This window comes from Bacillus sp. BC08 (genome assembly GCF_054326875.1).
This window is the reverse complement of record NZ_JBTGPA010000034.1, coordinates 212,083-226,138: the sequence shown is the minus strand read 5'-3', so window position 1 is coordinate 226,138 and position 14,056 is coordinate 212,083. Positions and strand designations below refer to the sequence as shown.

The 14,056-nt window shown below is 36.8% G+C and carries 15 protein-coding genes; 9 read left to right on the top strand and 6 right to left on the bottom strand.

Annotated features, from left to right (window positions below; all coding sequences use genetic code 11):
- The first annotated feature begins 229 nt into the window (after nt 1-229).
- Genes ACXVYO_RS17215 through ACXVYO_RS17205 form a run of 3 tightly spaced genes read left to right on the top strand, consistent with a single transcriptional unit; the run spans nt 230 to nt 2,475 of the window.
- Nucleotides 230-1,027 carry an amino acid ABC transporter substrate-binding protein gene (locus tag ACXVYO_RS17215; RefSeq protein ID WP_000732851.1) on the top strand — a complete coding sequence of 266 codons (798 nt, stop codon included), beginning with the start codon at nt 230-232 and terminating at the stop codon, nt 1,025-1,027.
- Nucleotides 1,014-1,712: an amino acid ABC transporter permease gene (locus ACXVYO_RS17210; RefSeq protein ID WP_033657688.1), complete on the top strand. Its 699-nt coding sequence runs from the start codon at nt 1,014-1,016 to the stop codon at nt 1,710-1,712. The genes ACXVYO_RS17215 and ACXVYO_RS17210 overlap by 14 nt, the downstream gene beginning before the upstream one ends.
- 28 nt (nt 1,713-1,740) lie before the next feature.
- Nucleotides 1,741-2,475 (top strand): amino acid ABC transporter ATP-binding protein, encoded by a 735-nt coding sequence (locus ACXVYO_RS17205; protein WP_073518856.1) that lies wholly within the window; start codon nt 1,741-1,743, stop codon nt 2,473-2,475.
- A gap of 203 nt (nt 2,476-2,678) precedes the next feature.
- Here the strand turns inward: ACXVYO_RS17205 and sasP are convergent, their stop codons facing one another.
- On the bottom strand, nt 2,679-2,882 hold the full coding sequence (gene sasP / locus ACXVYO_RS17200; RefSeq protein WP_000013339.1) for a small acid-soluble spore protein, SasP family: 204 nt from the start codon (nt 2,880-2,882) through the stop codon (nt 2,679-2,681).
- A gap of 402 nt (nt 2,883-3,284) precedes the next feature.
- Here sasP and ACXVYO_RS17195 point away from each other — a divergent pair, with 402 nt between their 5' ends.
- Complete coding sequence (locus tag ACXVYO_RS17195; RefSeq protein ID WP_000510463.1) at nt 3,285-3,530, top strand: hypothetical protein; 246 nt, start codon at nt 3,285-3,287, stop codon at nt 3,528-3,530.
- Nucleotides 3,531-3,546: 16 nt separating this feature from the next.
- On the opposite strand, the gene ACXVYO_RS17190 is transcribed toward ACXVYO_RS17195, so the two are convergent.
- Complete coding sequence (locus tag ACXVYO_RS17190) at nt 3,547-5,007, bottom strand: YheC/YheD family endospore coat-associated protein (protein ID WP_458467962.1); 1,461 nt, start codon at nt 5,005-5,007, stop codon at nt 3,547-3,549.
- Between the two features lie 20 nt (nt 5,008-5,027).
- Nucleotides 5,028-6,080: a YheC/YheD family protein gene (locus ACXVYO_RS17185; protein WP_458467961.1), complete on the bottom strand. Its 1,053-nt coding sequence runs from the start codon at nt 6,078-6,080 to the stop codon at nt 5,028-5,030.
- 134 nt (nt 6,081-6,214) lie between these two features.
- On the opposite strand from ACXVYO_RS17185, the gene ACXVYO_RS17180 reads away from it, so the two are divergent.
- Nucleotides 6,215-7,351, top strand: coding sequence for a DUF445 domain-containing protein (locus ACXVYO_RS17180; RefSeq protein WP_458467960.1), 1,137 nt, complete (start codon nt 6,215-6,217; stop codon nt 7,349-7,351).
- Nucleotides 7,352-7,493: 142 nt separating this feature from the next.
- Entirely contained in the window at nt 7,494-7,850 is a 357-nt protein-coding gene (locus ACXVYO_RS17175; RefSeq protein ID WP_064473844.1) for a YlbF/YmcA family competence regulator, read from the top strand.
- Between the two features lie 41 nt (nt 7,851-7,891).
- On the opposite strand, the gene ACXVYO_RS17170 is transcribed toward ACXVYO_RS17175, so the two are convergent.
- Both ACXVYO_RS17170 and ACXVYO_RS17165 read right to left on the bottom strand, forming a co-directional pair.
- A complete protein-coding gene (locus tag ACXVYO_RS17170) occupies nt 7,892-8,488 on the bottom strand; it encodes an NDxxF motif lipoprotein (RefSeq protein ID WP_458467959.1) in 597 nt (198 codons plus the stop codon).
- A 17-nt stretch (nt 8,489-8,505) separates the two neighbouring features.
- On the bottom strand, nt 8,506-9,066 hold the full coding sequence (locus ACXVYO_RS17165; RefSeq protein ID WP_458467958.1) for an HAAS signaling domain-containing protein: 561 nt from the start codon (nt 9,064-9,066) through the stop codon (nt 8,506-8,508).
- A gap of 401 nt (nt 9,067-9,467) precedes the next feature.
- Between ACXVYO_RS17165 and alsS the strand changes: the two genes are divergently transcribed.
- Nucleotides 9,468-11,156, top strand: a complete 1,689-nt coding sequence (gene alsS / locus ACXVYO_RS17160) for an acetolactate synthase AlsS (RefSeq protein WP_458467957.1) — start codon at nt 9,468-9,470, stop codon at nt 11,154-11,156.
- A 16-nt stretch (nt 11,157-11,172) separates the two neighbouring features.
- Nucleotides 11,173-11,931 carry an alpha-acetolactate decarboxylase gene (gene alsD / locus ACXVYO_RS17155; protein WP_458467956.1) on the top strand — a complete coding sequence of 253 codons (759 nt, stop codon included), beginning with the start codon at nt 11,173-11,175 and terminating at the stop codon, nt 11,929-11,931.
- A 213-nt stretch (nt 11,932-12,144) separates the two neighbouring features.
- Here alsD and ACXVYO_RS17150 read toward each other — a convergent pair whose 3' ends face one another.
- Complete coding sequence (locus ACXVYO_RS17150) at nt 12,145-12,762, bottom strand: DNA-3-methyladenine glycosylase (RefSeq protein WP_458467954.1); 618 nt, start codon at nt 12,760-12,762, stop codon at nt 12,145-12,147.
- A gap of 134 nt (nt 12,763-12,896) precedes the next feature.
- On the opposite strand from ACXVYO_RS17150, the gene ACXVYO_RS17145 reads away from it, so the two are divergent.
- Entirely contained in the window at nt 12,897-13,769 is an 873-nt protein-coding gene (locus tag ACXVYO_RS17145) for a Cof-type HAD-IIB family hydrolase (protein WP_458467953.1), read from the top strand.
- Nucleotides 13,770-14,056 lie beyond the last annotated feature (287 nt).

Below are 14,056 nucleotides of genomic sequence, written 5' to 3'. Positions count from 1 at the left end.
AGTGAATCGTGACAGTTAAATAAGAAGTATTGTTTTACCTTTTTCTTTATAAATGCTATATTAAAAAATGTTACTTATTTTTTGTATGTAGCGTTATTTTCTCCTTTTGTTTGATTATGAAGAAAAAGGATAAACTAAATAAGAACATTTTCATTGAAAAATTGTTCAAGATTGCATACAATCAATATAGTTTTTAAATTCCTATCAGAATACTTGGAGGATTACCATCATGAAAAAATTATTTTCAGTACTTGCAGTAACTACATTAGCGATCGGGATTGTAGCGGGCTGCGGTAAAGAAGAGAAAAAAGATACAGCTAGTCAAGATGCGTTACAAAAGATAAAACAAAGTGGTGAACTTGTAATTGGAACAGAAGGTACATATCCACCGTTCACATTCCACGATTCAAGCAATAAATTAACTGGATTTGATGTTGAATTAGCAGAAGAAGTTGCAAAACGTTTAGGGGTAAAACCTGTATTTAAAGAAACACAATGGGATAGCTTACTTGCTGGTCTAGATGCAAAACGTTTCGACATGGTTGCAAACGAAGTTGGTATTCGTGAAGATCGTCAAAAGAAATATGATTTCTCTAGCCCATACGTTTCATCTTCAGCAGTATTAGTTATTGCGAAGGATAAAGATAAACCTGCTACATTTGCTGATGTAAAAGGATTAAAAGCAGCACAATCTTTAACAAGTAACTATGCAGATATTGCTAAGAAAAATGGCGCAGAAATTACGAATGTAGAAGGCTTTAGCCAAGCGGCGGAATTGTTAAATACTGGTCGTGTTGATTTCACAATTAATGATAAATTATCAGTGCTAAACTATTTAGAAACGAAAAAAGATGCAAAAATTAAAATTGTAGATACAGAAAAAGAAGCGTCACAAAGTGGATTCTTATTCCGTAAAGGTAGCGACAAGGTAGTACAAGAAGTAAATAAAGCGTTAGAAGATATGAAAAAAGATGGTACGTACGATAAAATAGCGAAAAAATGGTTCGGTGAAAATGTATCTAAGTAGTGCGTTGGTTTCAGATCGATTGTCTACTTGGATAGATATTATGCAGTCTTCCTTCATGCCTATGCTGAAGGAAGCTGTGTTTACGACAATTCCATTAACGCTTATTACATTTATTATCGGGATTATACTTGCGACGTTAACGGCGCTTGCACGTATTTCAGGTAGTCGTATTTTACAATGGATTGCTCGTATCTATGTATCTATCATTCGCGGAACGCCACTTCTTGTACAATTATTTATTATTTTCTATGGTCTTCCAACTCTTAATATTGAAGTTGAGCCATATACAGCAGCAGTTATTGGATTTTCATTAAATGTCGGTGCATATGCATCTGAAATTATTCGTGCTTCAATTCTTTCTATTCCGAAAGGGCAATGGGAAGCAGCTTACACAATTGGGATGACGTATCCGCAAGCGTTAAAACGTGTTATTTTACCGCAAGCGACGCGCGTATCAATCCCGCCGCTTTCGAATACATTTATTAGTTTAGTGAAGGATACTTCATTAGCATCGTTAATTTTAGTAACAGAAATGTTCCGAAAAGCGCAGGAAATTGCGGCAATGAACTACGAGTTTTTAATTGTTTATTTCGAAGCAGGTCTAATTTATTGGGCAATTTGCTTCTTATTATCTATTGTGCAACAAATATTAGAAAAACGTTCAGAACGTTACACTCTAAAATAACCCTTTCATAAAAGGAGTTTTTGTTTTTATGATTTCAATTCAACATTTACAAAAAAGTTTCGGAGATAATACTGTACTAAAACATATAGATCTATCAGTTGAGAAGGGGGAGGTTGTTGTTATTATCGGACCATCTGGATCTGGTAAAACGACATTCTTACGTTGTCTTAACGTGCTAGAAACACCGAACGCTGGTAGCATTCGTATCGGTAATAAAGAGCTCGACTTCTCAAAAAAAGTATCGAAGCAAGATATTGTCAATCTTCGTACGCAAACAGGTATGGTATTCCAGCACCATAATCTATTTCCGCATTTAACAGCACTTCAAAATGTTATGGAAGGGCTTGTTACAGTGAAAAAGATGGGGAAAGAAGATGCGAAGAAAAAAGCAAACTATTTCCTTGAAAAAGTTGGTCTTGCGGATAAAGTAGACTTATATCCATTCCAATTATCAGGCGGACAACAACAGCGCGTTGGAATTGCTCGCGCGCTTGCGATGGAGCCTGAAGTGTTACTATTTGATGAGCCAACGTCAGCGCTTGATCCTGAACTCGTTCAAGAAGTTCTGAAAGTCATGAAAGAACTTGCGAAAGAAGGCATGACGATGGTGATTGTAACACACGAAATGCGCTTTGCACATCAAATTGCGAATCGCGTTATTTTCATGGATGGCGGTGTCGTTGTTGAACAAGGTACACCAGAAGATGTATTTACAAATCCAAAAGAAGAACGTACGAAGAAGTTTTTACAAATGTTGCAATAAAGTGAAACTTTAATCAGTGGGGGTTTTCTTCATCCCCCACTGATTATTAGTTGAACCAATCGGACTTTTATGGGCAGTTGATTCCCCACCTAACTTCTTCGCTTTCGCTGAATTTTGAGGTGGGGGTCTTACTGCCCATTAAAGCGGGATAAATGAAGGAAGGTCTCAAGGCATATGCCTTGAGACCTTTTTGCCATATATATTTATTTTTGGAATCCGCCAAGGCTTTGCTCAGCCATTGCAACTAGACGTTTTGTAATTTCTCCACCAACAGAACCGTTAGCACGAGCCGTAGAATCTGCTCCTAATTGTACACCAAATTCTTGAGCGATTTCGTACTTCATTTGGTCGATTGCTGCTGTTGCTCCTGGTACTACTAATTGATTTGAAGAATTTTGGTTTGCCATAGGAATATATCCTCCTTAGAGTTATAAAAATTTTTTTTGGTTGGACTAGCTGGAGTTGAACCAGATTATCGCCCCGTTTGGCGCTAATCCATCGGTAATTAAGTTTGTACTCATAGTATGGATGTTACCTAGAAAGATATACGAAATAATAATTTGTAAATTTTGTAAAAAAATCTTAGTGATTTCGTAAAGTATGAAATAAGAGTAATCGTTGTATTTTTTAGAAAGAAGGCTAAACTAAGAGAGATATGAAATATGTTTTTTTGTTTGTATCCCGCTATTGTGGGGCAAATCATTAACTTTATAGTTCTATTTTGAATAGGAGTGGAACGAAATGCTCCTATGCACGGCTTGATGCTCTCTTCAATCAGCTTGTAAATGATAATGCATGGAGGAATCGTGATGGGAATTTGCCCGCTTTGCAACGCATTAGAATCACAAACATATTCTTGTCAAAATTGCCAAGGTATACTCCAAGATTACGGGAAAACTGTAGATTACATAGACGATTATAGTGCGTATATGGATCAAGAATTATTAAGTGCAGTAGATGGTTTAACACATAGTAATTCACAAGAGTACTGCAATCATGTTTTTTATTGCGGGATGTGTAATGTGGAAACAGAAGTTGTAGTGAAACTTGTGTAAATAGAAAACTTCCACCTTATGAATGAGGTGGAAGTTTTTGTTTTCGTATTTGTGAGTGAATCATAGGGGACGGGATATTCTCGGTGTTTGAGGAAGCCTCTGATTTTATTTGAGACATTTTTTCTTTTGCATCGCGCAAAGAATGTTCAGTTAAGTAGATGGCATATTCGTAAAATAATTGGCGCGTCAGTTCACTTTGTTCTTTTAACTTTTCATCTTGGAATACAGTTCGCCCAGGTTTAGAGTTTGCTTCAAAGAGCCACGGGTTTTCCTGCGTGTCTAAACCGATATCAAAGCCAATTTCTCCAATATTTCCGGTTACTTGTTCATCGAGCGCGTAACTGATTTGTAAGGCAGTTTGTTTTAATTTATTTTCAATTTGAACTTGTTTCGTTGAATCAGGAAATAGTTCTTGTAGTAATTTTGTATCGCCACCGCTATTTACATGTGTTGTTAAACTACCTTTGCCAGCAATTTTTGCAACGATTGCACTGACAATCCATTGACCGAAATGATTTTTATTTGTATGAATGCGGAAATCAACTGGTTGCCCATCGAAGCGAAGTAAGGAAATACCTTGTTGTACGATAAACTTTTTTAAATCATGTCCTTTTAATACATGGTTCAGAAGCGTTTCTAATGATTGATACTTTCTTAGTTTGTTTTCTTCATTTTCACGATAACGACAGTAGTAGCAATTCTCTGCTTGAGAATAAAATAGTTGATGAATATTTCGACCGAAGCTGCCGTGAATCGGTTTCATGTAAATCGATTTATACGTACCGAGAAATCGTTCTACTTGTTCGAAGTGTTGAAATGTTTCTGTGTTTGGTAAGAATGGCATGATCGAATCGTCTTTCATAAGAAGTTGATGCACTTCCCATTTATTAAAAAATCCTGGATTAAACCACGGAATAGCATAGTCATGCTCTAATTTTCTTTTTGCTCTTACGATCGGTTTATAGTTTTCGGCTTTACGATTTGGTAATCGGTCGTAAATGACATTTGGTAAAGGGACCTTTTTCTTAATCCATTGCCCTTCTTGAAAGAAATAGCCTTCAATTGTTTCATCTTCCCAGTTTATATGTTGCACACCAAAAACGAATACAAATGGTCGCAAGGTGAATGGCGGCGTTAGTAACTCACCAAGAGAAGTTGAACGGTTTCCTAAAGGGTTAGAAGAGTCATCGTTAAAACCAGTTGTGAAAATCCCGATTAATGGTCCGAAAATAATGGTTTCATTTTGCGTGAATGCATGGATAGTAGTGGAATGAGGAAGCAAAAGCTTCTCTGCAATTTGTTGTCCGATAATGATTTCACGAGTAAAGGAATAATGAATTTTTACCTCTTCACTCGCAACATGGCGTACGCCGAAGGAAAGGGATGTAATGGGTGGTGTAATGGAAAAAATATAAGGTAAAGTAATACTATTTGGATGCTCATCTGAAATGTTTAACGTATATATGTGCTCTTTCAAAATGGGTTTCCCCCCTTTCATTATGGTGTGAAGCGACTAAACTTTAGTGGTCCGTGATATATCTTTTCGGCTAATGCATCACTATGACGAATGTAATGTTCATACGGGGGAATCGTGTTGACGTACATAAGCCAAATTGCCCCCTTTTGATCCATAATGGTGGAAAGCTCTAGCTCGAATAATGAAGAATAAGATTGATCTAATGTTTGAAACACTTCATTTATAATATCGTGTAAAGCGTCCTGTAATAATTGTACACCGGTACTAGATAATACATATTTAACTTTTGAAAATGAATGCAGTGAGGAATCCTCTGTTGCCGAAAGTAATAGTTGATTCGGAAATGAGCTTTTTTGTATAAACTGGCCGATAGCATTCCACTTCTGTTCTTTATTTTTTTGCAAAATGGTTCGAATATGGAGTGGGTATGTTAATTGATTAGGTGGCTGCAGCATCGTATGGGTGATGTAACGTGCTGATCGTATATTAGATTTGTACCAAGATATAAATGCATCTGTCCGCTTGATTGGAGTAGAAGTATGATAGTCATCATTTATCGTATCGATATGAAACGTTTTATTTTTGTAAGCAATCCGGTATAGACTTTCATTGGAATGTGTATGAGTAGGACGTATAATAATATCTTTTGTTTTTAATAACAGTTTGAAAATGTTTTGTATCGTTGCTATTTCAAATTTTGGTATATAAGGAGATAATTTTTTATTCGTGAGAAATACATCATGTAGTTCGCTTAAGTCGATGAGTGTGTTATTTAAAAAGGTAGTGGTAGGACGGTTGTGTAATGAGTGAATAATTGACTTTGCTTTTTCGAAGTCTGTTTCCTCGTTAAAAGAAGAACGATCGTATATATAAGAAGGAATAGGGAATGTTTGCTCTTTCCATTTTCCTGTATCAGTATCATAAATCAGACCAGAAATAAGATCTGTTTTAGGATCAATACCAAATGGCGTAAACTGGGCAACGACATTATGATAAAGCCGAGCGCGTTTAGCGATTTCGGTGTAATACGTTTGCTCATAATGAGGGTGAGAAGTTAAAATACCGAGAACCAACGAAATCACTCCTTTACTAACAAAATGATGGCACAATAGGCGAAGCTATATATTGCAAATACGTTTTTATACCATTATACTTTTGTCCGTATGATGATATGCTATAGTTTTGGAGAAGCGAAAGGTTGATTGTAATGAATATATGGTTAAGTATGTTAACGACGACAGGGCTCGGAGCAGTTATTGGGGGATTCACAAATCATTTAGCAATAAAAATGTTATTTCGTCCTCATCGCCCTATTTATATTGGGAATTTTCAAGTTCCATTTACACCAGGATTAATTCCGAAGCGCCGTGATGAGCTTGCTGTTCAATTAGGGAAAATGGTTGTCGAGCATTTGTTGACGCCAGAAGGAATCGGAAAGAAGCTAACAAATGAAGAGTTTCAAAAAGGGTTAATCCACTGGGCACAAGTAGAAGTGGATAAAGTAATGACGAATGAACAATCACTGCGACAAATGTTAGAAAAATGGAACGTAGCGCATGTAGAAAAAGAAGCAACCGAGAAAATCGAGCATGTGATTACAGAAAAGATTCAGGCATTTTTAGCGGAGTACTATACATATACATGGGAACAGGCTTTACCTCATTCTGTTCATGAAAAAATTGAGAATGCGATCCCAAATGTCTCGGCTTTTATTTTAGATCGAGGAATTCGTTTTTTTGAAAGTGAAGAAGGGAAAGTACGTCTTTCAAAAATGATTGATGATTTCTTTGCTTCTAGGGGAACGCTGCTTAATTTAGTCGGAATGTTTTTAGGGAATGTAAGTGTGGTGGATCGTGTGCAGCCAGAGGTTATTAAGTTTTTAGGGCAAGATGGCACAAAACAGCTTTTAACTGATGTACTGCAAAAAGAGTGGGAGAAGTTAAAAGGAAGAGATGTAAAAGAAGTAGAAACGTTTGTAGAAAAAGAAATGATTGTAAGCTCTATATTGTCAGCAGTTAAAGTGGAGGAAACAGTGAGCAAGTTTTTAAACCAATCTGTGCAGCAAGTATGTGAGCCAGTTCGAGAAACAATCATGGAAAAGGTAGTCCCAAGTGCAGTAACGAAAGGCTTAAAGTGGGGGACAGAAAACGTAGCGAGTATATTAAACAATCTCCACCTTGCGGAAATTGTGCAGCAAGAAGTATCCACATTTTCAACGGAGAGACTAGAAGATTTAGTGCTGTCCATTACAAAAAATGAGCTAAAAATGATTACGTATTTAGGAGCACTATTAGGCGGGATGATTGGACTCTTGCAAGGACTGTTACTGTTGTTTCTTAAATAATAAGATGAGTACATAGAAATAAAAGTGAAATTTCTTCACATCTCTTGCATAGTTTGATATGGTAAGAAGAGGTGCGTATGTAAATGCACTTAAAAGGCAGTGCGAGCGAAAAGCGCTAGCCTTCTAAAGGAGGAAAAATAAAATGACAAAAAACATTCATGATGTTGCATATGAATTACAAAAAGCAATCGCTGAAAACGAAGATTTCCAAACATTAAAAGCAAGCTACGCAGCAGTACAAGGTGACGCAGCTTCAAAGAACTTATTCGATGAGTTCCGTACAATGCAACTTGGCCTACAACAAAAAATGATGCAAGGTCAAGAAATCACTGAAGAAGATAACCAAAAAGCACAAGAAGTTGTAGCTCGCATTCAACAAGATGCTAAAATCACAAAGTTAATGGAAACTGAACAACGTTTAAACATCGTTATCACTGACGTTAACAAAATTATCATGCAGCCACTTGAAGAATTATATAACGCGCAACAACAAGCGTAATAGTGGAAGACGCCCCTGTATAGGGGCGTCTTTTCTGTTTGTTATTTGTGGAAATAATCAGTCTCAATATTCTTTTCCTTCAAAAACTTTTCGATTTCTTTTTGCTTCCTACCATTCACTTGCTCAAAGCGTTTTGTAAAAGAAAAATCAGTTTTGAATAAGTTACCATCTTGAGCGAGTTTGTCTAGTTCTTGCTCTAGTTCCACTGAAAGTGCCGTAGACGCTGAAATATAATCATGAATTTCCTTCGAAGGTTTTTTGTAATCATCAGGAATCGTATTGTTACTAATAAAAGCATGGAAATTCGCATCGTTTTGTTTTGCTAAATCGACAAGTTGTTGTAATTTCTCGCGGTCGGATTCCGTGACTTCCTCGTCAGACATGGCTGATGAAAGCGGGACGGTGTTTTCGTATAACTCTCCGCTATAATCTAAATACGTTTTTATATTTTGTTTCATTTCGTCTTCGTTAATCGTTTCATTCTTTTTTGAAGAAGTGAATATAGTTTCCGGAATTTTAACCGTAACATCTTTAATAGATTGTACATCGTTTTCTTCTTTAGGTTGCGCACTGTTTGAACAAGCTGATAGAAATAAAATTGTAAGTAACATGAGTGCATATAAAATATACTTTTTCATCTTAATCTCCTTTTGCATTAATATCTTTGTAAAATAGCTACATTCCATTTCAAGTACTTAACTAAAGTTGCGTATAGATGTTTTATCATTTGATAACAGATGACGGATATGAGTAAACCACTGCAAAAAGCGATGAACACATTATAAACATCCGAATAACTGATTTGATGAAACCCTTTAAAGAATCCTAGTCCTATTAATAAAATAGGTGAGATGATTAATAATGGAGTGGCAATGATAAGTGCTAGAAGAATCGGTAATAAAAAGAGTAGTACGAAAAAGGCGATAATGATAAAGGTAAAGTTTAAAACACTTAAACTCATAACAGAAAATAGTGCAGTTATCATATTTTTAAAGCTTCGTTTCTTGTCAGCATTGCTTATTGCATAGGAAACAGTAAGCTCTTTCGCGATCGTTTTAGGGTTTCCTAGTTTTCTAGCAATTTCTTCTTCACATTTCCCATCTTGTTTACCACTGATAAAATGAGTTTCATACTCCGAAATAATATCTTTCTTTTCTGCATTAGGCATATTCCGCAGGGCAGAATTAAGTTGTTCCAAAAATTCATTTTTGTTCATAACAATCACTTTCCTTTATAGAATGATGAATTAAAGTTGAGAATGCTATATTTTGAAAGGGAGGATACGAAATACAAAGAATGTTCCAATTAATGGGTATTCCAATATTTACAAATATATCATTTACTAATGTTCTTTGCAAGGTACTGTAATGTTTTTAATACTGTGATGTGATGGGAGTTTTTCGGGCATTTTTAGATGAGATATAAAAATATTATTTTAGGATAAATAAAGGGTTGTAAGCGGATTCCTTATTATTTGTCAAAATACTGCCAAATTCATATTCTTGGAAAAATAATGCATTTGTACTATAATGATAAATAATACTTCACCACGTTAATTAACTAGGTGAAATTAAAAAATCTTTATTACACACATTATGAAATAAAGGAATGATTAGTTTGAGTACAGGTGTAAAAGCAAACGATGTGAAGACAAAAACAAAAGGAGCAGATCTTGTTGTTGATTGTTTAATTAAACAAGGTGTTACACATGTTTTCGGTATTCCAGGAGCGAAGATTGACTCTGTATTTGATGTACTGCAAGAAAGAGGACCAGAGTTAATTGTTTGTCGTCATGAACAAAATGCAGCATTTATGGCAGCTGCTATTGGTAGATTAACAGGGAAACCGGGCGTATGTCTTGTAACTTCAGGACCAGGGACATCAAATTTAGCGACAGGTCTTGTTACTGCGAATGCGGAGAGTGATCCCGTTGTTGCTTTAGCTGGTGCAGTTCCGCGTACGGATCGATTAAAACGTACGCATCAATCTATGGATAATGCTGCACTATTCGAACCAATCACAAAATATAGCGTAGAAGTAGAGCATCCTGATAATGTGCCAGAAGCATTATCAAATGCATTCCGAAGTGCGACTTCCACAAATCCAGGCGCTACTTTAGTAAGTTTGCCGCAAGACGTTATGACTGCGGAAACGACTGTAGGGTCTATCGGTGCGCTCTCTAAGCCACAGCTTGGAATCGCTCCCACACATGATATTACATATGTAGTAGAAAAAATAAAAGTAGCGAAATTACCGGTTATTTTACTCGGTATGAGAGCGAGCACAAATGAAGTGACGAAAGCCGTTCGTGAATTAATTGCGGATACAGAACTTCCTGTTGTTGAAACATATCAAGCAGCTGGAGCAATTTCACGTGAGTTAGAAGATCATTTCTTCGGCCGCGTTGGATTATTCCGTAACCAACCAGGTGATATTTTACTAGAAGAAGCAGACCTTGTTATTTCGATCGGCTATGACCCAATTGAGTATGATCCGAAATTCTGGAATAAACTTGGAGACAGAACGATTATCCATCTTGATGACCATCAAGCAGATATCGACCATGATTACCAACCAGAGCGTGAATTAATTGGCGATATTGCTTTAACTGTAAATAGCATTGCAGAGAAATTACCAAAACTTGTATTAAGTACGAAATCAGAAGCAGTGTTAGAACGATTACGCGCGAAATTATCAGAACAAGCAGAAGTTCCAAACCGTGCTTCGGAAGGTGTTACACATCCGCTGCAAGTGATTCGTACACTTCGTTCTTTAATTGATGATGATACAACTGTTACGTGTGATATCGGTTCCCATTACATTTGGATGGCAAGATGTTTCCGTTCTTATGAACCACGTAGATTATTATTTAGTAACGGTATGCAAACGTTAGGTGTTGCACTTCCTTGGGCAATTGCTGCTACTTTAGTAGAACCAGGTAAAAAAGTAGTTTCCGTATCAGGTGACGGTGGTTTCTTATTCTCAGCAATGGAATTAGAAACAGCGGTACGATTAAACGCACCAATTGTACATCTTGTATGGAGAGACGGTACGTATGATATGGTTGCATTCCAACAAATGATGAAATACGGTAGAACATCCGCTACAGAGTTCGGCGATGTTGATATTGTGAAATATGCAGAAAGCTTCGGTGCAAAGGGTCTTCGTGTTAACACGCCTGATGAATTAGAAGGTGTATTAAAAGAAGCACTAGCGGCAGAAGGCCCTGTCATCATTGATATTCCAATTGACTACCGTGACAACATTAAATTAAGTGAAAAACTATTACCAAACCAATTAAACTAATGGAGGCAGATTTGAGATGACTGTTGCGCAATTAATCGATATTGATGCAAAAAGAACGAAAACGAGTAATGAAGTATATCAAACATCTACAATGCTTGCGCTATTAGATGGTATATATGATGGTGTGATTAGCTTTGAGGAATTGAAAGAACGTGGCGATTTCGGCATTGGCACATTTGATCAATTAGATGGTGAAATGATTGCATTTGATAACGAATTTTATCATTTACGTTCAGACGGTTCAGCAGAAAAAGTAGAACCGGAAGAAACAACACCGTTTGCGACGGTAACGTTTTTTGAAAAAGAAATGAGTTATACAATAGAGCGTCCGATGAATCGTGAAGAAGTGGAAGCTTTATTACATGAATTAATGCCGAGTAAAAACTTATTTTATGGTATTCGAATGGATGGTACGTTCCGTGAAGTAAGAACGAGAACTGTTCCAAGACAAGAAAAACCGTATACACCACTCGTTGAAGTGACGAAATCGCAACCAATCTTTTCATTTAAGCATACAGAAGGTACGCTGGCTGGATTTTGGACACCAGATTATGCGCAAGGTATTGGTGTAGCTGGTTTCCACTTACATTATATTGATGATGAAAGAAGCGGGGGCGGACATGTTTTCGATTATGTTGTTGAAAACTGTACGATCCAAATTTGTCAAAAAGCGCATATGCATTTAGCACTTCCAGAAACAGCTGATTTTATGGCAGCTGAATTATCAAGAGAAAACTTAGAGGATAATATTGCGACTGCGGAAGGCGCAGAGTAAAAGAGAGAGACTGTTCCATTGTGGAACAGTCTTCTTTTATTTGCCGTGTCGTTAATATCGTTTATCCCGCTTTAATGGGCAGTAAGACCCCCACCTCAAAATTCAGCGAAAGCAAAGAATTTAGGCGGGGGATCAACTGCCCATAAAAGTCCGATTGGTTCAACTAATAATCAGTGGGGGATGAAAAAACCCCCCACTGATTAAAGTTTCACTTTATTTTTTTGAAACAAACGGATGCCCCTCATAATAAAAACGCCACGGATAATGTACAGCTTCTTCTGCATAGTCGATGTTAATACGAGGTCCTGCTGTTATTTTATATTGTGATGATATGTGTTCTTCTTCTGGGACGAGTTCAATATGCAATGCGTCACTTTGTAAGGATACGCCTCGTTCTTCTAACGTAATTCCAAGGGCACGGCATAGTTTGCCAGGGCCATTCGTTAAATTTTTATACTGCGCTTTTGTAATGTCGGTTTTGTTGTATCGTGCAAGTTTTATTTCTTCTATTCCGTCTACTGGCTCAAGGGCTCGAATGAGAACGCCTTGCGGGGTGCCAACTGGTGCTGTAATGACGTTAAAGCAATGATACATACCGTAAATCAAATATACGTAAGCATGTCCAGGTGCGCCAAACATGACTTCTGTGCGGTCTGTCCGTCTCCCGCCGTAACTATGTGCGGCCTTATCATCGGGTCCCTTATATGCTTCTACTTCTACAATAATTCCGCTTCGTTTTACTCCATCTACAATATGTACAAGTTTCTGTCCGAGTAATTTCTTTGCGATTTCTAACGTATCGCCTTCATAAAAGGAAGGAGGTGCTTGCATTGTACTATCTCCTTTACTGAGTGTATATGTATATAGTAAACCAAATTTTCAGTAGTAATTCTAACTCGTTCTATTTACTACATTTATTTCATAAATTATGGATAGAGTACAACAGCGAAGAGGGGGAGTGCGACATGATTTATCGCTTACTAGCTCTTAATATAGATGGGACACTACTATACAACAACGGAAAAATTGCAAAAGGATTACGAGAAACGATTGAATTTGTGAAAAGAAAAGATGTATACGTTACATTATTTACGAGCCGTAATTTTCAATCCGCTTATAAGGTAGCAAAGGCGTTAAAATTAGATTCTATATTAGTGACACATGGCGGTGCTTTCGTTTCAGCAACGTTAGATAAGCCGTACGCTCAAAGAAGATTATCGGAAGAGAAGACGTTTAACATTGTGCAAGTGTTAGAGCACTTCGATTGTAACGTCCGCATTTCTCATGAACGGTTTTCAATTGGAAATCGTGAGAGAAATACACCAAACTTAATTGCTCGTACTGTATTATCAAGCGCAGATCCGTTATTTTATCCGGTTCAGTTTGTAGACTCGTTAGGTGATGCGCTTCGTGATCATCCAGTAGCCGCACCAAAAATTGATGTGATTTTCCAGAGTAAAGGTGAAAAAGAAAGAGGGCTCCATACATTAAGAAAAGCGTTCCAAGATTTAGAGTATGTTGAATGTGATTCAAAACGAATAGAAATTTTGCCGCAAAATGTATCAAAATTACGTGGATTACAATTGCTTGGAGAGCATTTAAATATTTCGCTAAACGAAATGGTTGCGATTGGAGATAGTTTAGAAGACCTAGAAGTAATTGAAAATGTTGGGCTTGGTGTAGCGATGGGGAACTCGCCTGTAGAATTAAAGCAAGCAGCCGACTGGATTACACGTTCAAATAGTGAGAACGGTGTAGAGTATATGATTAAAGAACATTTCCGTAAGCAATTTCCGCTTCCATTTTTGAAGAATCATAAAAATACACCGAAACGATGAAAGAAAAACGTAGCTTTTGGGCTACGTTTTTTTGTTGAACGTATTAAAATGAATGAAAACGTTTTAGATTGTGAATTGTGTATGAAATCTATACAATTCACTTGAATACTCTGGGAAAATATTGTAGAGTGAGTGATGTTGCCAAAATAGTTATACCATATGAAATATTCTCCAGGTTAATGTTATTGAGCTCCGTATGCAAAAATACTTCCGCATGTTAGTTCCGTTTACGCATTATTTCAAAAATGAATTGTAGTAATTTTATTAAGCAGTTGTAGAGTTTCTTT